General features: G+C 72.5%; 15 protein-coding genes. 8 read left to right on the forward strand and 7 right to left on the reverse strand.

All coding sequences use genetic code 11. The features are described 5' to 3' along the window. Window positions 1–88: 88 nt before the first annotated feature. Window positions 89–4369, forward strand: coding sequence for a putative bifunctional diguanylate cyclase/phosphodiesterase (locus QOZ89_RS21065; RefSeq protein WP_312624731.1), 4281 nt, complete (start codon window positions 89–91; stop codon window positions 4367–4369). A gap of 147 nt (window positions 4370–4516) precedes the next feature. Here the strand turns inward: QOZ89_RS21065 and QOZ89_RS21070 are convergent, their stop codons facing one another. Then, the gene (locus tag QOZ89_RS21070) at window positions 4517–5572 is read right to left on the reverse strand and encodes an IS630 family transposase (RefSeq protein ID WP_071046595.1); all 1056 of its coding nucleotides are present in this window, start codon (window positions 5570–5572) and stop codon (window positions 4517–4519) included. Window positions 5573–5640: 68 nt separating this feature from the next. Between QOZ89_RS21070 and QOZ89_RS21075 the strand changes: the two genes are divergently transcribed. The 7 genes from QOZ89_RS21075 (at window position 5641) to QOZ89_RS21105 (ending at window position 13316) form a co-directional block, all read left to right on the forward strand. Continuing rightward, complete coding sequence (locus tag QOZ89_RS21075; protein ID WP_071046596.1) at window positions 5641–5988, forward strand: hypothetical protein; 348 nt, start codon at window positions 5641–5643, stop codon at window positions 5986–5988. 597 nt (window positions 5989–6585) lie between these two features. Further along, the gene (gene urtA, locus QOZ89_RS21080) at window positions 6586–7815 is read left to right on the forward strand and encodes an urea ABC transporter substrate-binding protein (protein ID WP_071052068.1); all 1230 of its coding nucleotides are present in this window, start codon (window positions 6586–6588) and stop codon (window positions 7813–7815) included. Window positions 7816–7912: 97 nt separating this feature from the next. Next, window positions 7913–8791 (forward strand): urea ABC transporter permease subunit UrtB, encoded by an 879-nt coding sequence (urtB, locus tag QOZ89_RS21085; protein ID WP_071052067.1) that lies wholly within the window; start codon window positions 7913–7915, stop codon window positions 8789–8791. 104 nt (window positions 8792–8895) lie between these two features. Then, window positions 8896–10149, forward strand: coding sequence for an urea ABC transporter permease subunit UrtC (gene urtC / locus QOZ89_RS21090; RefSeq protein WP_312624735.1), 1254 nt, complete (start codon window positions 8896–8898; stop codon window positions 10147–10149). Next, on the forward strand, window positions 10149–11006 hold the full coding sequence (gene urtD / locus QOZ89_RS21095) for an urea ABC transporter ATP-binding protein UrtD (protein WP_312624737.1): 858 nt from the start codon (window positions 10149–10151) through the stop codon (window positions 11004–11006). Before urtC ends, urtD begins: the two co-directional genes overlap by 1 nt. Window positions 11007–11134: 128 nt before the next feature. Further along, entirely contained in the window at window positions 11135–11842 is a 708-nt protein-coding gene (urtE, locus tag QOZ89_RS21100) for an urea ABC transporter ATP-binding subunit UrtE (RefSeq protein ID WP_071052066.1), read from the forward strand. Window positions 11843–12095: 253 nt separating this feature from the next. Further along, window positions 12096–13316: an alpha/beta hydrolase family protein gene (locus QOZ89_RS21105; RefSeq protein ID WP_312624739.1), complete on the forward strand. Its 1221-nt coding sequence runs from the start codon at window positions 12096–12098 to the stop codon at window positions 13314–13316. A 24-nt stretch (window positions 13317–13340) separates the two neighbouring features. On the opposite strand, the gene QOZ89_RS21110 is transcribed toward QOZ89_RS21105, so the two are convergent. From QOZ89_RS21110 to QOZ89_RS21135, 6 genes are all read right to left on the reverse strand, one after another. Continuing rightward, window positions 13341–13883: a hypothetical protein gene (locus QOZ89_RS21110; protein WP_312624741.1), complete on the reverse strand. Its 543-nt coding sequence runs from the start codon at window positions 13881–13883 to the stop codon at window positions 13341–13343. A gap of 298 nt (window positions 13884–14181) precedes the next feature. Beyond that, the gene (locus QOZ89_RS21115; RefSeq protein ID WP_071052064.1) at window positions 14182–14823 is read right to left on the reverse strand and encodes a hypothetical protein; all 642 of its coding nucleotides are present in this window, start codon (window positions 14821–14823) and stop codon (window positions 14182–14184) included. 327 nt (window positions 14824–15150) lie between these two features. Then, window positions 15151–16137, reverse strand: coding sequence for a FadR/GntR family transcriptional regulator (locus QOZ89_RS21120; RefSeq protein ID WP_071052063.1), 987 nt, complete (start codon window positions 16135–16137; stop codon window positions 15151–15153). 248 nt (window positions 16138–16385) lie between these two features. Then, window positions 16386–17936, reverse strand: a complete 1551-nt coding sequence (locus tag QOZ89_RS21125; RefSeq protein ID WP_071052062.1) for a hotdog domain-containing protein — start codon at window positions 17934–17936, stop codon at window positions 16386–16388. Between the two features lie 282 nt (window positions 17937–18218). Beyond that, window positions 18219–18758 carry an alkylhydroperoxidase, AhpD family gene (gene ahpD / locus QOZ89_RS21130; protein ID WP_071052061.1) on the reverse strand — a complete coding sequence of 180 codons (540 nt, stop codon included), beginning with the start codon at window positions 18756–18758 and terminating at the stop codon, window positions 18219–18221. Next, the gene (locus QOZ89_RS21135; RefSeq protein ID WP_071052060.1) at window positions 18758–19336 is read right to left on the reverse strand and encodes a peroxiredoxin; all 579 of its coding nucleotides are present in this window, start codon (window positions 19334–19336) and stop codon (window positions 18758–18760) included. The genes ahpD and QOZ89_RS21135 overlap by 1 nt, the downstream gene beginning before the upstream one ends. Between the last annotated feature and the right edge of the window lie 75 nt (window positions 19337–19411).

Raw genomic sequence — 19411 nt, forward strand, 5'->3', positions numbered from 1 at the left:
CCGCTAGACTGCCCAGCGGAGGGCCTGGCCAGCGCAGATGGTCGCGCGGCCAGGTAGACGCTGCGCGGGAGGTGCGTTGGTCGCCGCGGTGACTGGGCTGGTGGCCGACGCGGTCTCGGCTGGGCTGCTGGTGGTGAACACCGAGGGCCGGGTTGTCTGGGTCAACGCCGCACTGGCGGCGGTCGTAGGCGTCGCGCCAGGGGGCCGGGACGCGGGCGGCGGCTCCAGCGCCGGGGCCGCGGACGTGGCCGGTGAGGTCGGCGGTGACGACGCCGACGGCCGCTCCGACGAGCGGCTCATGGTGGATCTGCCGACAGACCTCCCAGCAGACCCCGCGGACCTGGTGGACCGGCTTCGCCGGCCCGGCGGGGAAACCGGGCCTGGGGACCGGCCGCTCGGGCGCGCTCAGGCGCGTCACGCGGTCGCGGAGGCGCGGCTGCCCCTGTCGGGCCTCGTGCCCGGCGCCGCTCCGGTCGACGTCCGCTGGACCGCGCCGGACGGGTCCGCCCGCTGGCTGCGGCTGCGCTGCCAGCTGCTCACGCTGCCCGGCGTCGGCTGGGCGGACGGCCTCACGCTCTATGAGCTCTTCGACGTCACCGCCGGCTACCAGTCGGACACCCTCGTGGGTGGCGACGACACCTGGCGGGGCACCTCCGAGTGGGACAGGGCTGCCTGGGGCCCGACCGCCGACGCGGCGACCGTCGCGATGGTCCGCCCCGCGGGCAGCCTGTCCTCGTCCTCGTCCTCGTCCTCGTCCGCCGGCGCCGGCGCCGTGTGGCCCGTCCTCCCGGACCAGCGCTCCTCGCCGGCTCCGCCGGCGGTCGCGACGTCGGAACGGCTCGACCGCATCGAGGTGCTCACCCGCACCGGAACCTGGGAGTGGGACCTGGAGACGGGCCAGGTGGCCCTGTCCCGCAACCTGCTCGCTCTGCTTGGTTTCGACCTGGCCGAGAAGGTCGACTTCCACCAGATCCAGTCCCAGCTGCCAGCCGTCGACAGGCGCGCGATCCGCCGCAAGATCGGCGACGCGATCAAGAACCCCGGCACGTTCACCTTCGTCCACCGGCTCCTCGGTCGCGGCGGCCAGGGCGAACGGGTCTTCGACTGCCACGGCGAGGCCGTCCCCGACGAGTCCGGGCGCGCGGCGCGCATCCTCGGTACCGCGCATGACATCACTGACCTGCACCGCGTCCAGCAGGAGCTGGCACACCTGGCGGAGCGGGACGCGCTGACCGGCCTGTTCAACCGGCGGGCCATCACCAGGGCGCTGCGCGAGCACCTCGCCGCGTCCCCCGCCGGCCGCGCCGGCACGCTGCTGATCATCGATGTCGACCATTTCAAGGACATCAACGACCTGCGCGGCCACGCTGTGGGCGACACGGTCATGCGCGGCCTGACGCAGATCCTGCGCGACGAGCTGCCGGAGGCGGTGCTCGGCCGGCTCGGCGGCGACGAGTTCGCCGTGGTGCTGCCGGACGGCGACGGCGCCGACGGCCTGGCCATCGCCGACCAGCTGTGCCAGGCCGTCGCGCGCTCGCCGATCCCGGTCGACGACCTCGCGCTGCGGGTGACGGTCAGCATCGGTGTGGTTCCGCTGGCCGCCGTCGAGGACGACACGGCCGCGCTCGCCCAGGCCGACCTCGCGCTCTACGACTCCAAGGGCGCCGGGCGCGACCGCGCCCGGCTGTTCAGCGACGAGCAGTACGAGCAGGCGGCGCGGCGGGTGTCCGTCACCCAGCGGGTGCGCGCCGCGCTGGAGGCCGGCACGCTCGCCGTCGACGCGCTGCCGCTGGTCGACCTCGCCGCCCGCCGGGTCATCGGCTACGAGCTGCTGGTGCGGCTGCGCGACGGGCTCACACCGGAGCTGTCGCCGCGGGAGTTCCTCGAGCCGGTCGAGCGGACCGAGCTGGTGCTTCGGCTGGACCGGTGGGTGGTCAGCCAGGCCGTCGCCGCGCTGATCGCCGACGGCCCGGACGGGTCGCTCTACCTCCACGTCAACATCTCGGCCCGGTCTGTCGAGGACCGGGGCTTCGGCGACTTCGTCCTGGACGCGCTGCGCATCGGCGAGGTGAACCCCGCCAGGCTGGGGCTGGAGATCGCGGAGCGGTCCACGCTGGTGACCATCGAGCCGGCCCGCCGGCTGGCGGCGAAGCTCACCGCGGCCGGCTGCCGGTTCATCCTCGACGACTTCGGCGTCGGCATGGGCTCCGTCGTCCACCTGCGCACGCTGCCGTTCAGCGGTATCAAGATCGATGGGGAGTTCGTCCAGCAGGCGGACGTCAACGCGCAGGACATCGCCCTCGTCGACGCGGTCGTGCGGATCGCCCGCACGCTCGGGATGTACACGATCGCGGAGAACGTCGACCGGGAGTCGCTGGCCAGTGCCCTGGGCGACATCGGCGTCGACTACGCGCAGGGTTTCCACGTCGGGCCGCCGCGCCCGCTCGCCGAGCTCCTCGCGGAGCGGTCCACCGCGGGCGACCCCGTGGAGCCCGACCACGCCGACGTCGAGCGGGCCGAGTTCGCGCACGCGGATGCGGGACGGGCCGAGTCCGAGCACGCGGCGCGCGAGCGGGCCGAGCTGGAGCGGGTGGAGTTCGAGCGGGTGGAGTTCGAGCGGGTGGAGTTCGAGCGGGCCGAGCTGGAGCGGGTGGAGTTCGAGCGGGCCGAGTTGGAGCGGGCCGAGCTGGAGCGGGTGGAGTTCGAGCGGGCCGAGCTGGAGCGGGCCGAGCGGGAACGTGCGGAGCGTGAGCGGGCCGAGTTCGAGCGAGCCGAACTGGAGCGTATGGAGCGGGAACGTGCGGAGCGTGAGCGGGCCGAGTTCGAGCGAGCCGAACTGGAGCACGTGGAGCGCGAGCGGGCTGAGCTGGAGCGCGCCCGGCGTGAGCGGGCCGAATTCGAGCGGGCCGAGCGCGAGCGGGCCCTGCGGCTGGAACGGGAGCGCGCGGAGCGGGACCGGGCCGAGCGCGAGCGGGAGCGGATCCGTCGGGAACGGCTCGAGGCGGAGCGCCGGCGCGCGGAGAACCGCGGCTCGGTGTCGTGGGAGCGGCCTGGGCTCGGCGACCTCCCGCCCGGTGCACCGCCTCCGACGGGGCCGACGTCCCTGACGTACCCGGCGTTCCCGGAGACGGTGCCGCCGCCGGACGGTGCGGGGGGAGCACCCACCTGGTCCTATGGGCCGGCGACGCCGGCGTACCCGCCGCCATATCCGTCCGTGGCGCCGCCGTCCGGTGACCAGGTGCCCGACTATCCGCCGACGGACGGGTTCCCGCTCGGTGGGCCGCCGAGCGCGCCGTTGCCCATCGGCGGCCTCGCCGGACCCGGCTTCCCCGACCCGGGCCGCACGGGCGGCGGGTTCTCCCGGGGTGCCTTCCGCCCCGGCGACCTGTCGGGCGAGGGCTACCAGGGCGGCGGGTACGGCGGCTACGACGCGTCCCGGCCTGACCCGCTCGGGCTCGACCGCGTCGGCTACCTCGGGCGTGACCCGCTGTTCGGCGCCCGGGTCTCCCCGCCCGACCCGGACGGCGACCGACCAGGCGGCGGCCCGGCGTCCGGCCGCCAGGACGGCCCACCTGGCGGCTGGGACGCGGCTGGCGCCTGGGGCACGCCCGGCGGCGTCGGACCGGCGCCGTGGGACATCGTGTCAGTGAGCGGAGTCGTCGCGGCCGGGCCTGGCCCCGACGCCGAGAAGGACACCGGCGGTTCCCGAACCGGGCTGGACATCGGCGGAGGGGCTGGTGGCCCGCTCGGCGCCGGCGGTCGGGACATGCGCGGCACCGCCGCCGACGCTGGCTCGGGCGCCGCGAGTGACGGGGGCCCTGGCGCCGCGGGCGATGGCGTCGACGGGCCGGCGTGGCCCGCCGGCAATGCCGGCAATGCCGGCAATGCCGGCAATGCCGGTGACGCCGGCCCGGTGGCCAGGGAACGTCCCGACCACGGTCCCGTGGGCTTCCAGAGCAACGAGGACGCCGGGAAGGCCGGTCCGGGCGCCGTCGCCGACGAGCCGGCCGGTGATGACCCAGGCCGCCCGCCGAGCGGCCGGTCCGCGCGCCGCCGGCCGGCCGGCGAGGACGGGGCCGCCGGGCGGCGGCGGGCCGGAGGCCTGCAATGGGTCCGGCGGCACACCCCCGACCCGCGCTCGGTGGCTGATGGCGCCGCCGGTGCCGACAGCCCGCCGCGGCAGGATGAGGCCTCGACGGGCGAAGGCGTGACCGACCCGGGCGGGGCGCGGCCGCAGGCCGGGGGACCGGACACGGACGACGACGCGCCGCCGCCAGCCCAGGACTCGGCCGACACCCAGGTCGTGACGATCAACAAGCTCGGCCAGCACCCCGGTGGCACCGTCAACGGCCTGTACCGCTGGCCGTAGCCCTTATGGGTCGCTGACTCTCCATCGCCGCGACCGCCGGTTCCGCATGGAGGCTGTGACCCGCGTTCGCGGCGGGGTGTCGTCTGGCGCCTGCCGCGGCTAGTGCAGCCCCGCGTAAGTCCTGCGGGGGTCGTGACTGCGTCGGTTTCAGGTGGCTTTGAGGAGTTCGCCAGTGTAGGTCCAGCGGTAGGGCTTCGCGTCGCGGTCGCGGACCTCGATGAAGTTGAGGATCTTGCCGGCGAGGTCCTCGCGGGAGGTGAAGCTCCCGCGCCGCAGGAGGCGGCGGGTCAGGGTGGAGAAGAACATCTCGACCATATTCAGCCAGCTGGCGTGCTTCGGGGTGAAGGTGACCGTGAAGCGCGGGTGTGCCGCGAGCCAGGCCCGGGTCTGGCGGGAGGTGTGCGCCGACCCGTTGTCGAGGATCAGGTGGATCTTCAGTGCCGGGTCGATGGCCTGGTCGAGCTGGGTGAGGAACCAGCAGAAGTTCGTCGAGTCGTTCCGGCCGGGGATGATCTCGCCGAGGACCTGGCCGGTCGTCACGTCCATCGCGGCGTAGAGGCTCACGGTGCCGTGCCGGACGTACTCGAACTCGCGGCGTGTCCGCAGGCCGGGCCGTTCGGGCCGGTCGGGGTGGCGCCGCGCGACCGCCTGGACCTGGGTCTTCTCGTCGACCGAGAGCAGCACCGCCCCCGCGGGCGGGTTCAGGTAGAGATCACAGACTGCGCGGGCCCTCACCGCGAAGTCGGGGTCGGCCGGCCGGTTGAGCCAGCCCCGGACCCGGTGCGGCCGCAGGTCCAGGTCCTTGAGGATCCGGCCGATCTGCGCCTCGGAGATCCCGACCGTGTCGGCCAGGTGCTCGGCCAGCAGGCGGTGCGACCAGTGGCTGTCGGCCTCCGGCGACGCCTCGGTCACCGCCGAGACGATCGCGAGCCTGGCGTCGGGGCCGTAACGCGGCGGCCGGCCCGACCGCGGCCGGTCGCCGAGGGCGGCCTCGCCCTCGGCGCGGAACCGGGCACACAGCCGGCGGACGGTGTCGACGTGCACCCGGTTGCGCCGGGCGGTGTCCGGGTGGCGCCGGCCGTGGGCGGCGTCCAGCAGGATCCGGGCCCGGCTCACCCGCCGCCACTCGGCGCGGGCGCAGCGGGCGAGCTTCTTCAGCCGCGCCCGCTGCGACGCGGTCAGTGTTATGTGAGGATCAGCCACCCACCACGATCTGCACCATCAGGCACCGGCCCGACCCGGCGGCGCGCCGCCGGGTCGACCATGGTGCCATGGCGACGATCCCCGACAGTGCCCGCGAGGCCCTCGAGACCGAGCTGGCCGCGCGCCGCGCCGAACGCTGGCCGACGCTGCGAGCGCTCGCGGTCCGCTACCACGGCGCCCACGCCTACATCGACGTCACCCTCCCCGACGACCCACCCGACGCCGAGCCCTACCCGCTGTTCCGGCTGACCCTCACCAGCCAGCCCGGCGCCTGGGAGTACGCCCTCTACAACGACAACCGCAGGCGCTACCAGCCCGCCTGGATGACCGGCGGCGAGCCCACCGGCACCCCCGCCCAAGCCCTCGACGACGCCTGCGAGCTCTACCACGCAGACCTCACCTACACCACCGACTGAACCCCCGCAGGACTTACGCGGGGCCGCACTAGCGCCCGCCGCGGCAGGCAGCGCGGCATTCCTCCGCTGTCCCGCGGCCGCGTCCCAACCGCGCCCGTGTCCTGACCTCGGTGTTTGCCGACCTCCGACGTGTTCCGACCGCGGCCGCGCCGTGGCCCGCCGGGGTAAGCCCGCCCTTCGCGGCGGCGGCATTCTGCCGCGAAGACGGGCTCTCTGGGGTTCCGGCGAGCCCGTAACCGGTTCACGACGTCGTGACAGGCGTAACACGGGCGTGCGCCGATGGGCCGGTGAACAGTAAGCGCGCACGTCGGTGAACGGTTGTCCGGAGTTCACCCGATAGTGGGGTCGCAATTCGCGAAACGACCTGGAAACACGTGTGTCCTGACGTAACGATCTGGTGACGGTGGCCCGCGGCGGTGGCGCCTGGATGATAATTGCCCTAACGTCAGGAGGTTTTTGGCCCGTACGTTTTCGCGGCTCCACTGGCCGCAAAAATGACGGGTCGCGCGGATTAACGTCCGGGTAACTCCGGAGTCCCATGCCGGTAACCGCTTTCCCTACACTGATCGATATCAGCGTCCTAGGGAGGGCAAGGAATTGTTCGGAAAGTCCTGGCGTAGGCTCGCACCGCTCGCGGTGCTGCCCGCTCTCCTGCTCGCGGCCTGTGGGGGGTCGGGGGATTCATCGTCTGACGGCGGCTCGTCGGACACGATCAAGGTCGGTCTGCTGCATTCGCTCAGCGGGACCATGGCCATCTCGGAAGTGACGGTCCGGGACTCCGAGCTGCTCGCTATCGAGCAGATCAACGCCAAGGGCGGCGTGCTCGGAAAGAAGCTCGTGCCGGTGGTCGAGGACGGTGCCTCCGACTGGCCGACCTTCGCCGAGAAGGCCCAGAAGCTCATCTCGCAGGACAAGGTCGCCACCGTCTTCGGTGGTTGGACGTCCGCGAGCCGCAAGGCGATGCTGCCGGTCTTCGAGCGCAACAAGGCGCTGTTGTGGTACCCGGTGCAGTACGAGGGCCTGGAGCAGAGCCCGTACATCTTCTACACGGGCGCCACCACCAACCAGCAGATCGTCCCCGGTCTGGACTACCTGAAGGAGCAGGGCAAGAAGAAGATCTTCCTGGTCGGTAGCGACTACGTCTTCCCGCGTACCGCCAACAAGATCATCAAGGCCTACGCCGCGGCGAACGGGATGGACATCCTCGGTGAGGAGTACCTCCCGCTGGGCTCCACCGAGGTCTCGACGATCGTCAACAAGGTCCAGCAGGCCAAGCCCGACTTCGTGTTCAACACCCTCAACGGCGACTCCAACGTGGCGTTCTTCAAGCAGCTGAAGTCCGCCGGCATCGGTCCGGACCAGATCCCGACCATGTCCGTGTCCATCGCCGAGGAGGAGGTCAAGGCGATCGGCACCGAGTACCTGGCGGGCCAGTACGTCGCCTGGAACTACTACCAGACGACGGACACCCCGGCGAACACCGAGTTCGTCAAGGCATTCAAGGCCAAGTACGGCTCCGACAAGGTGACCTCCGACCCGATGGAGGCCGGCTACAACGCGGTCAACCTGTGGGCGGCGGCGGTCGAGAAGGCCGGCACCACCGACGTCGAGGCGGTCAAGAAGGCGGCCGGCGGAATCTCGCTCGACCTGCCCGAGGGCAAGGTCACGATCGACGGCCCGACCCAGCACGTCTACAAGACCGCCCGGATTGGCCTTATCGGCGCCGACGGCCAGATCAAGTCGATCTGGGACTCGGGGGAGCCGATCAAGCCCGATCCCTACCTGAAGGGCGCGGAGTACCCATGGGCCAAGGGGCTGTCCTCGTAACCATCTGGAGGTAGCGGCCAAGGGCGCGCGAAAATGATCTTCTTTCGCGCGCCCTTTGGCTCTGGGCGCGTCGAGAAGATAACGGAGAACGGTTGAAGTGAACGGGTTCCTGAACCAGTTGCCGATCGGGCTGAGTATCGGGGCGGTGCTGCTGCTGGCGGCGCTGGGCCTGACATTCACGTTCGGCCAGATGGGCGTCATCAACATGGCGCACGGCGAGTTCATCATGGTGGGCGCCTACACGACGTACATGCTGCAGAGCTGGGCCGGGCACGAGGCGGTTATCGCGGCCCTGCCGGTGGCGTTCGTCGTGGCGGGTCTGTTCGGGGTGATTCTCGAACGGACGCTGATCCGCAGATTCTACGGGCGGCCACTGGACACGCTGTTGCTCACCTGGGGCGTCAGCCTCATCCTGCAGCAGCTGGTTCGGGACCTGATCGACAACCGCGGCGTCCAGGTCGTCGCCCCCGACTGGCTCATCGGGGGCGCGGATCTGGGCGGTATCCGGATTCCCTACAACCGGGTCTACATCTTCTGCCTCGCGGCGGTGTGCCTGGTGGGGATCTGGTTCTACATGAGCAGGACCCCGGCCGGCCGGCGGATGCGGGCCGTGATGCAGAACCGCGAGCTCGCGGCCTGCAGCGCGGTCCGCACCGACCGGGTCGACCAGATCACGTTCTTCATCGGCTCGGGGCTCGCCGGCGTCGCCGGGGTCGCGCTGACCCTGGTCGGCACGGTCAGCCCCACCCTCGGCACCAAGTACATCGTCGACGCGTTCCTCGTGGTCGTCGTCGGCGGTCTCGGCCAGCTGCGCGGCGCGCTGATCGCGGCGTTCGCGCTCGGCCTGCTCAACAGCTACGTCGAGTTCTGGTCGAACGCGAGCCTCGCGAAGGTGATCGTGTTCGTCGCGATCGTGGCCTTCCTGCAGGCCCGGCCCCAGGGCATGTTCGTCCTTCGCAGCCGGGCGCTCACGTGAGCCGGACCTGCCGGATCGGCTCCGCAGGCTCCGCAGGCTCCGCCGATCCGGCAGGGACCCCGGAGGACGAGGCCGCAGGGAGCGAGCGACGGAGTGAACCGGAGATGCAGAGCGCCCCGGTGACGGCCACCGAGGAGCCGACCGCGGCGCCGGAGAGCGGGACGGCCGCGGCGAGGAGCGGGTGGCGCGCCCGGCTGGTGACGCCCCAGCTACCGTGGCGGATCGTCTTCGTCGTGGTCATCGCGGTCGGCGTGATCGCTCCGTACGTGCTGGACCCGGCGTTCCGCCTGCCGCTGTTCACGAAGTACCTGTGCTACGCCATCGTCGGGATCGGCATCGGCCTCGCCTGGGGCCACGGCGGCATGCTCACCCTCGGGCAGGGCCTGTTCGTCGGCCTCGGCGGCTACTCGATGGGCATGTACCTCAAACTGCACGACGCCGGCCCCGGCCACGTCCCCGACTTCATGGACTGGAGCGGCGTCGAGAAGCTGCCCGCGTTCTGGGAGCCTTTCCGAAGCCCGGTCGTCGCGATCGCCGCGGTGATCATCCTGCCGATCGTGGTGGCGACGCTGCTCGGTCTGCTGGTGTTCCGCCAGCGGGTGCGCGGCGCCTACTTCGCGATCCTCACGCAGGCGCTCGCCGCCGCCTTCGTGATCCTGCTGATCGGCCAGCAGGGCTACACGGGCGGCACGAACGGCCTGACGAACTTCAGCGGGTTCTTCGGCATCGACACCTATGCCGACCAGGGCCACCGGACGCTGTACTTCATCACCGCCGGCGTGCTGCTGGTCATCTTCCTGCTGCTGCGCCTGGTGGTCGCGAGCCGGTTCGGCCGGCTGCTGCTGGCGATCCGGGACGGGGAGGACAGGGTACGTTTCCTCGGCTACGACCCGACCGTCATCAAGACGATCGCGTTCGCGATCTCGGCGGTGACCGCGTCGGTCGGCGGCGCGCTGATCGTGCCGGTGGTCGGCATCGTCAACCCCGGCATGCTCGACATCGTCCCGTCGATCGAGCTGGTGATCGCCGTTGCCGTCGGCGGCCGTTACTCGCTCGCCGGCGCCGTCATCGGCGCGGTCGTCGTGAACTGGGCGCGGTCGACGTTCTCCGAGGACTACCCGTCGGCCTGGACCTACTTCCAGGGCGCCCTGTTCATCGGCGTCATCGCCTTCCTGCCCAGGGGCCTCGCCGGGCTCCTCAAGCAGCTGCGTGACGGCGGGCCGGCGCTGATGAAGAAGCTGGGAATCATGCCCCCGTCCCGGCCCGCCCCACCCACCGCGCCACCGGCCGTCGCGCTGGCCGGCGACCAGACCGTGGTCGTGCCCGGGCAGGGCGCGTCCAGGCAGGAGGCGGTGTGATGCCGACGTCCGACGAGACCAGCACGGAGACCACCACCATCCCGGCCCAGCGCACCGCCGAGACCGGCGAGACGCTGCTGGAGGTGCGTGGGCTGCGGGTCGTGTTCGACGGGTTCGTCGCCATCGGCGGCATCGACTTCACCGTGAGCCGCGGCGAGCTGCGCTTCCTCATCGGCCCCAACGGTGCCGGCAAGACCACCCTCGTCGACGTCATCACCGGGATGACGAAGCCCGCCGCCGGCTCGGTGCGGTTCGCCGGGACGGAGCTGGTCGGCCGGCGCGAGTACCGGATCGTGAAGCTCGGGATCGGCCGGACATTCCAGACCGCGACGGTGTTCGAGGACCTCACGGTCCTGGAGAACCTCGACCTGGCGGCGAGCTTCCGCATGCCCGTCCCGAAGCTGTTCCTGCGGCGCAGGGGCGTCAGCGACCCGGTCGCGCAGGTCCTGGAGACGACGCAGCTCGCCGAGCTGGCCGACCGGAAGGCGGGGATCCTCTCGCACGGCCAGCGGCAGTGGCTGGAGATCGGCATGCTGCTCGCCCAGGACCCCCAGCTGCTGCTCCTCGACGAGCCCGTCGCCGGCATGACGAAGGACGAGCGGGAGCGTACCGGCGTCCTGCTCCAGCAGATCGCCGAGGAACGCACGGTCGTCGTCATCGAGCACGACATGGAGTTCCTGCGCCGGTTCGCCAGCGTCGTCACCGTCCTGCACGAGGGCAAGGTCCTCACGGAGGGCACGGTCGCCGAGGTCCAGGCGGACCCGCGCGTCCAGGAGGTCTACCTGGGCCGCAAGAAGGAAGACGACGAGTCTGGTGGGGCGGCCGCGGCCGCGCTTGGGCTGGAGGCCACCCCGTGAGCGCAGGAGCAAGCGAGCGGAGGTCTCGTCCGACGAAGGAGGACGAGGCCGAGCAGGGGTCCCCGTTCGGCGCGGATGCGACGAACGGGGGGGCGATGAGTGCGGCGACGGAGCGAACTCGAGGCACCATGAGCGACGAGCTGATGCTGAAGGTCACCTCGCTGGACGTCGGCTACGGCCGGGCGCAGGTCCTCTTCGGCGTGAACCTGGAGGTGCCCGCCGGGTCTCTGGTCTGCGTCATGGGCCGCAACGGCGTCGGCAAGACAACCCTGCTCAACGCCATCATGGGCATCCTGCCCCCCTCCGCAGGCACCATCGAGTTCCAGGGCCAGAACATCACCCGGATCGCGACCTACGACCGGGTAAGGCGGGGGATGGGCTACTGCCCGCAGGGCCATGAGACCTTCCCGCAGCTGACCGTCTTCGAGAACCTCCAGGTCACCTGGGAGGCGGCCAAGGGCAAGAAGGGCGCGATCGACGAGGCGCTGGACGTGTTCCCACGCCTGCGGCCGTTCCTGAAGCGCCGCGCCGGCTTCCTCTCCGGCGGCCAGCAGCAGATGCTCGCCATGGCCAGGGCAATGGTGACCGGGCCGAAGATGCTGATCCTCGACGAGCCGACGGAGGGCATCCAGCCGTCCATCGTCGCCGAGATCGAGGAGGTCATCGAGCGCCTGCACACCGAGGTCGGTCTCGCGGTCCTGCTCGTCGAGCAGTATGTCGACACCGCGATCAAGCTCGCTGACAGCTTCATCGTCCTCGACGCCGGCCTCGTTGCCCATGCCGGCACCGCCGCCGACCTCCACGACGCCGACCTGGTCCGCCTTCTCGCGGTTTGAGGCGGAAGCTGGGCGCCTCCGCCAGCGGGCGGAGGCGCCCAGCTTCCGCTGACTCCACAGCCGGGTGCCCCCGCGCGGGGCTCCGCGGGGGCGTCGGACCACATCGGCGTGGCTACGTGAACCGTTCCACTCGGTTACCGTCCGTAGCATGGGTGCGTCGTCGGGTCGTCGCGGCGTGGGTGCTCGGGGGATTCGCGTCGCACCGCTTCATCGGCGTGCCGCGCGGCCGGCCGGCCTGCTGATCGCCGCGCTGATGGTGACAGCCGGAGGTCAGCCGGCGGCCGTGCCGACGCCCCGGGCGGCGGACGCGGCGGCGGACGCGGCGGCGGGCCTGGCGACGCCGCCGCCCACCGCGGCGGACCCCCTGACCGCGCCGGACAAGCCCGGCAGCCATGGCGTCGGCTTCCGCGCGGTGACCATCGTCGACGCCGGCCGCCACCGCACCCTGATCACCTCCGTCTGGTACCCGACGCGGTCGCGGCTGCCCGCTCCGAGGGCCGCCGGCACCACCGGTCCCGCGAACGCCGCCGCCGGTGCCGCCGGCCGCTCCGGCACCGTCGACGGCCCACCGGCGGCCGGCGGGGCTGTCCCGGCGCGGTACGAGATAGCGCCGGAGGTGAGCTATCCGTCGCGGATGGCGGTTGTGGACGCGCCACCCGAGCGGGGGCCATTTCCCCTGGTGGTGTTCTCGCACGGCAGCGCGGGCAGCCGGGTGCAGTTCGCCTCGCTCGCCGAGGCCCTGGCCAGCCGCGGGTACGTCGTCGCCGCGCCCGACCACCCGGGCGACACGATGGCCGACGTCGCCGCGGGGCCCAGCGAGTCGCTGATCGACCTGGCGAGTGACCGCCCCATGGACGTCAGCGCGGTCCTCGACTGGATGCTCGGCCCCGGGCGTCCCTTCGCGTCGATCCTGTCGGCGGACAAGGTCGCGGTCGTCGGCTTCTCCTTCGGCGGCCTGACGGCGATCGCCTCGTCCGTGGGGCTGCTGCGTGCGCCCGCCGACCCCCGGGTCCGGGTGTCGGTGGGGATCTCGCCGGCGAGCGCCGCACTGCCCGCGAGCCTGCTGGCGCGGGTGCGGATCCCGACCCTGCTGATCGCCGGCACCGCCGACGGCGTCACACCTCCCGGGCCGGGCGCCGACCGGACGTTCCGTGAGCTCACCGGGTCACCCGGCCGGGCGGAGGTGGTTGTCACCGGTGCCACGCACAACTCGTTCGGCGACCTGTGTGACCAGGTGTACCTGACGGCGGACGGGCGGGTGCCCGCCGGGATCCGGCTGCGCATGCAGCTGGGGGCGCTGCTCACCTGCCTGCCGCCGCTGGCCGACGCGGCGCTCGCCCAGCAGATGGCCCGCTGGTACACCGTCGCCTACCTGGAGCGCCACCTGCGCGGCGACACCCGCTACGACCGGTACCTCACCCCCGCCGCCGCGACCGCGCAGCCGCTCCCGGTAACGCTCCGCGCGGCGCCCTGAGGGGAGATCCAGGCGAACGGGCCGTCAGGGCGAGCGGGTCGGCGGGCGAAGGACGTGGCTCACGGAGCGGACGGCGGGCTGGTGGGCGGCGGCGCGCGGGGCGCCGCGGGCGGTGGCGCGGGTCGTCGAGCGCACCGGTTCCTCGTCCGGATCGGCGGCGGCCTCGTCGGCGTCCTCGGCCTCGGGCGCTTCGCCGCCGGCCACCTGACCGTGGGAACCGTTGGGGTGGCCGCCCGGTTGACTGCCGTTGGGATGGTCGCCGTTCGTGCTGAGGGCGTCCAACCGGTGGCTGGCCTCGCCGCCGCCCCCGTCGCCGTTCGACCCGGTGGCGCCGTCCCAGATCTCCGGGTCGATGTAGATAGCCCGGGTCATCCCGCCATGACCGTGGATGGCGAGCAGGGTCTCCATGTTCGGGTAGATGGTGGTCGACTCCAGTCCGGAGGCCCACCAGAGCACACAGGTACCGTCCGGCGCCTGGGCGCCAAACGCGACGGCGCCAGTCCCGGACACCCCGGACACGTCCACGTCCCGCTCGAGCTGGAACCTGCGCACCTGTCGCGCGGACATCGCCTGGGATGACCTCCTCGTGGAGCACCAGCGTCCCCGCGCCGCCCGACCGGCCGCAGTGACTGTAGAACTGGCACGGTACCGACCTCGAGGCCGGACCGACGACCGGGCACTGGCCAGTCCCAGACCGGTCGGCACACGGTAGCGGTTGGAGCCCGCCCAGGTCATCCCTTTCCGTCTTACGGCCACTACTATTCCTGACCGCCATCGACCACCCGCAGGTCAGCACGACCCGCCGGCCAGTCCGGGACCACAGCCGGCTCGGCCCTCGGGATCACGGCCGGCGATCCCGCCGACGTCAGGTGAGCGGGCGGAAGGAGCCGGTGGGGCGGTCGAAGGCGTCGTGGGTGTAGACGGCAAGCGTCGCGGCGAGGTCGAGGGGCTCCACGCCGTGGGCGGCGAGGGTGAGCCAGAGGCCGGACATGAGCACGAGGCCGTGGTGCAGCAGGCACTCGGGATAGCCGGCGACGCGGGTGGCCGCGGCGGAGTGGAATGCCTGCGCGGCCGAGGCGTCGTCGGTCAGGGCCGCGAGCGCGCCCGCGCGTACCTGGGCGGTGAGGAACTCCCAGACCTGTTCCGTCTCCGGGGCCTGGGGACCCCGCCAGACGCCGCCGAACGTGAGCTGGCGCAGCACCTCCGTCGGGGCGTAGCCGGTGCGCAGGTGCAGCACCACCGCCCAGGAGGCGGTCAGCCAGCAGACCGCGCGCAGCGTGGGCATCGGGTCGCCGGTGAGCCTGTCGGCGAGGGCGCCCTCGGCGTCGGCCCGGCTCGCCGGGTCGAGCCAGCGCAGGACCTCGCGCTCGACGGCGACGATCTCCGCGATGGGCAGGTCGGCGGGATGCGGACGGGCAAGAGCCGCGGCCCGTCGGGAGACGGTGTCCACGAGTGCCAACGCGCCTGGCTCAGGAAGCGTCTGCCAGGCAAGACCCGCTGGCGCCATGCCGACACGCTAGCCCCCGTCGCCCCCGCTCCACCAAATGGCCACATGATTCGGTGCGCCGATGCCGGTTTTCCCACTGCGCGTGACGAACCATGACCCACCCGGCGCCGGGCGCCGGGGCCCCGGGTGGCCGCCCGGGGCGGATCCGGTGCGTGCCATGCCACAAGGGCCCTCGGTGACCCGCGTCAGCGGGTCACCGAGGGCCCTGTCCGTGGCAGCGCGGCGAGACCCCGCGGGTCGGAGCCCTCCCGCTGTGGCGGGGCCGGTGGCTCGGACACCTTCGGCGTCACCCAGGACCGGCGCGGGGCCGGGTGGCCTGGGCGCCGGTCAGCCGCCCAGGAGGTCGAGGACGGCCGACGAGGGGAGCTCGTCGGCCGCCTCGGCCAGGTGGCGGCGCCAGAGCGCCTCGGCGGCGTCCGATTCGCCTCGCTCGATCAGTTCGACGAGGCGGTTGTGGACCTCCTGGTGCTCGGCCAGCGAGCCATGCGTGTCCGCGGTGACGGTGGATCCGGCGACATCCGAGTGGTCGCCCGGCTGGTGGCTGGTCGCCGCGTGCAGGATGTGCCGGAGCATGTTGTCGATCACCGTGAGTGTCTGGTTCCCCGCCAGCTCGACGAGCAGGTGATGGAACCTGTTCAGGGACACCCATGGGTCGGGAGTGACGGTGTCCAGGCCCGCGCCGGCGGCGCCGAGCTGGCCCGCGCCGTGCCCGCCGGGAGCGCCGTGGCTCCCCTGGCCGTCCCGTCGGCCGCCGTCGATCGCCGCCGCGGACTCGGACAGCGCCGCGCGCAGCCGGCCCAGCGCCGGCTGCGCCGGTGCCTCGGCGAGCATCCGCACCGCCGGTGTCTCCAGCGACGCGCGCGCGTGCTGGACGTCGGAGACGGTGGTGCGGCGGTGCTCGAGGACCAGGCCCGCGTAGCGCGCGGCCACGTGGCCGTCCGGCCGGTGGACCCGGGCGCCGCCGTGAGCGCCCCTGCGAACCGAGATGAGCGCCTCGGACTCCAGCACCCGGAAGGCCTCGCGCAGCGTCGGCCGGGAGACGCCGAACTGCTCCATCAGTACGGCTTCGGGCGGCAGAGCGTCGCCTTCGACCAGCTCGCTGCGCACGATCTGGCGGCGCAGGTGCGCCGCCACGAGTTCGGCGGTTTTGGGTACCCGCACGTGCCGTCCGACGCGCCCGTCGTCGAGCACGGTGGTCGGGGTCGGGCGCGCGACGCCGGCCGAGCCGAGGCCGCCGGCAACCCGGGTCACGCGGACCGGGTGCACGGACCGTCGCGTCGCGTCCAGATTCGTGGCCGGTTGCAGTAACGCCATGACGTCGTCCCCCTGTAGGTGGCGGCGGCCTGCCGCCAGGCCGCGTGGATCGCTGTCGCGATGTCGCCGCGAGTCTTACAGGGGGTGCTGTAGTCGTACGGTTACGGGTAAGGTAATACCACGGTGTGATACGAATAATGTAACACACTGTGAAGATTGTTGATTACTGTCTGTATATATAGATGGAGTGCTGACCATCGGTGACCCCCGGGTCGGGCGCACCCATCAACGGCTGGCGACCTGCGATTTTACGGTTGCGGACGGCGATATGCGCTCAGGGCCACCATGGTCCTGGCGAGCACGCTCGGTGGCGCATCCGCGGGGCCGAGTTCCACGTCGACCACGGCCAGTCGCCGCCCGACATGTCGGACCGTGGCCACGGCCGCCACGTCGTCCTCCATCGGCAGTGGGCGGATCACCGTCAGGTCCAACGACAGGACATGGATGGCCGACCCGGTCGGCAGCCGGCGGGCGAGCACGGTGCTGACCGCCGCGTCGGCGAGCGCGCAGCAGGCGGCGGCGTGGACCCGGCCGAGCCGGTTCGCGAGCCAGCCGGCCGGCGGCAGGCGCAGCAGCAGCCGGTCGCCCTCGCCGCGGACGTCCGCGCCGAGCGCACCGAGCAGCGGGTGCGGCGGCGGTAGGTGACTGACGGGCCCGCTCGCCGTCTCGTCCCTGGTGGCGACGCCCGCCTCGTCCGCCTCGCGCTCCGGGCCGACCGGGCGGGGCCGGTCGCTCGCCGCGGGCTCGTCCAGGCGTGGGGCCGCGGCGGCGGCGGTGCCCTTCGCCGGTACGACCGGTGACGAGGCGGCCGGGTGGACCACCGCGCAGATCGCGGACGCCTCGGCCAGCGGGCGGCCGTCGGGCGTGCTGACCGTCGCGGTCGCCCGCCGTAGCCGGGCATCCGGCTCGTCGCCGTCGAGGGTGGCCACCGACGCCTCGGCGCGCAGCCGGACCGGTCGTTCACGCGGGCGGTCGGCCGCCGGGTCGGGGATGAACATCGACGCGGGTGGGCGTGGCCCGTCGGCGTCGTCCGGGTCGGACCAGCCGGCGGCCGGCCCGTGGGTGCGCAGCTGCAGCGCGGTGGTCACGGTCAGATCGCCGGGACTCAGGCAGGTCCCGGCGGCGGAGGCGACCGCCATCTCGGCGAGGGCCGCGACGGCGGTGGTACTGAGCCGGGGGCCGGGCGCCGGGCCGGTCAGCCAGGTCGGCACCGTCATCATGAGGCTGGCGAGCCCCTCGGCGGCCGTCAGCACCCGGGTGCCGGCCGCATCCCCAAACGGGTCGCCCGGCGATACGCCCGCGTCGTCGGCCAGCTCGCCGCCTGCCGCGTCGGGGACCGTCGCGCCCGCGACCGGAGCTTCGGCGCCCATGGGCCGCGCCTGGCGGAGATCCTGGGGGCCGTCGGCGCCGGAGACCGCCGGGCGGGGCGGCGGGAGCGGGGCGGCGGGGCCGGCGACGGCACGGGACCAGGCACTCAGCCGCCGCAGGCTCTCCAGCCGCGCGGCGCCGCCGACCACCGCGAGGTCGCCGCCGGCCATGGTGTGGCCGCCCTCGGCCTGGGCAAGGTTGTCGGCCTGGGCGAGGTTGTCGCGGAGCGCCGGGGCGCCGGTCGACGGCCCGGCGTCAGGGCGGGCAGCGGCGCCTGCCGGCGTGGTGTCCGCCAGGGCGGCGCGGGGCGGGCGGTCGCCCGGCCCACCGCCACGCCTTGCCAGGGGCCGCGGCGGTGACGCGACGTTGGTGCCCGCCGACGGCGTGGGTGCGCCGTCGGTGGCCAGGATGTCCGCCTCGTCCCCGATCACGGGGTTCTGTCTAGCAGGATCGGGCCGCCTCCAGAACGACCGCCCCTGCTCGGGTGACGGGGATCACGTTTGAATTTCTACATAGAACATGACGCATTGCGAATGTCGTGGTTATTTCACATCTATGTCGGAATAGCCGGGATTATCCGTCCCGTCATCCCGCCTCGGCGCGGACAGGCCGTGGAACATGTTGTGTGGATCGATGTGGGTCGGTGTGAATCAGCAGGGGCGCCCGGTCCCCGCCGGTTCCGTCTCTCAGGTGGAACCGGCGGGGAAGCGGGGTCACGCCGCGACGGGCGTGAACTCCTCGGCCTCGAGGGTCACGGCGACGGCATGGACCACGGAGGCGATCCGGAGCGCGTCCTGGACGGCCTCGCGGGCCACGCCCCGGCCGCGCAGCTCGTGCTCATGCGCCTGCAGGCAGCGGCCGCAGCCGTTGACCGCGGAGGCCGCGAGCGACCACAGCTCGAAGTCGACCTTGTCGACGCCCGGGTTGGCGATCGCATTCATCCGCAGTCCGGCCCGCAGCCGGTCGTACTCCTCGTCCTCGAGGAGGTGTAGCGACCGGTAGTAGACGTTGTTCATCGCCATCAGCGCCGCGGCCGTCCTCGCCGCGCGGTAGGCCTCCGGCGACAGGTGCCCGCGTACCTCGGCGTCGAGCTCGGCGATGACGGTGCGGCCCCGGCTGGCGAGCGCGGCGGTCAGCACCGTGCCCCACAGCTGCTGCTCGGTGAGCTGGGTCTGGCTGGTGACCGAGCCCAGGTTGAGCCGCAGGTCCTTGGCATACTCGGGCAGCGCGGCGCGCAGGGTATCGACGCCCATCAGGCCGGCACCTCCACCTTGCCCTGCTCGGGGACGAGCTTGCCGCCGACCGACAGCGTGTTCTGGCCCTTCTGCCAGTTGCAGGGGCACAGCTCGTCGGTCTGCAGGGCGTCGAGCACCCGCAGGACCTCGTTCGGGTTACGGCCGACGCTGCCGGCGGTGACCATGGTGAACTGGATCACGCTGTCCGGGTCGATGACGAAGGTCGCCCGCTGGGCGACTCCGTCCGCACCGAGGACACCGCAGGCCGCCGTGAGCTCCTTCTTGATGTCGGCGAGCATCGGGAACGGCAGGTCGCGCAGGTCCTCGTGGTTCTGCCGCCACGCCAGGTGGACGAACTCGCTGTCGGTGGAGACGCCGAGCACCTGGGCGTCCCGGTCGGCGAACTCCTCCTTGAGACGGCCGAACGCGGCGATCTCGGTCGGACAGACGAAGGTGAAGTCCTTCGGCCAGAAGAAGACGACGCGCCACTGGCCGGGACGGCTGACGGAGGTCTCCTGGATGAACGCGGTGTCGGCGTCGTTGGAGACGACGGCGGTCAGGTCGTATGTGGGGAAAGCGTCACCGACGGTAAGCATGGTAGCGCGTGTCCTCTCTCTTGGATGATCCGCGTGGGGCGGTGTCCGGGTGGTGCCGGGGCGCCGCTCGCCCGT

It is taken from the genome of Pseudofrankia coriaricola (assembly GCF_032027725.1).
Lineage (GTDB): Bacteria > Actinomycetota > Actinomycetes > Frankiales > Frankiaceae > Pseudofrankia.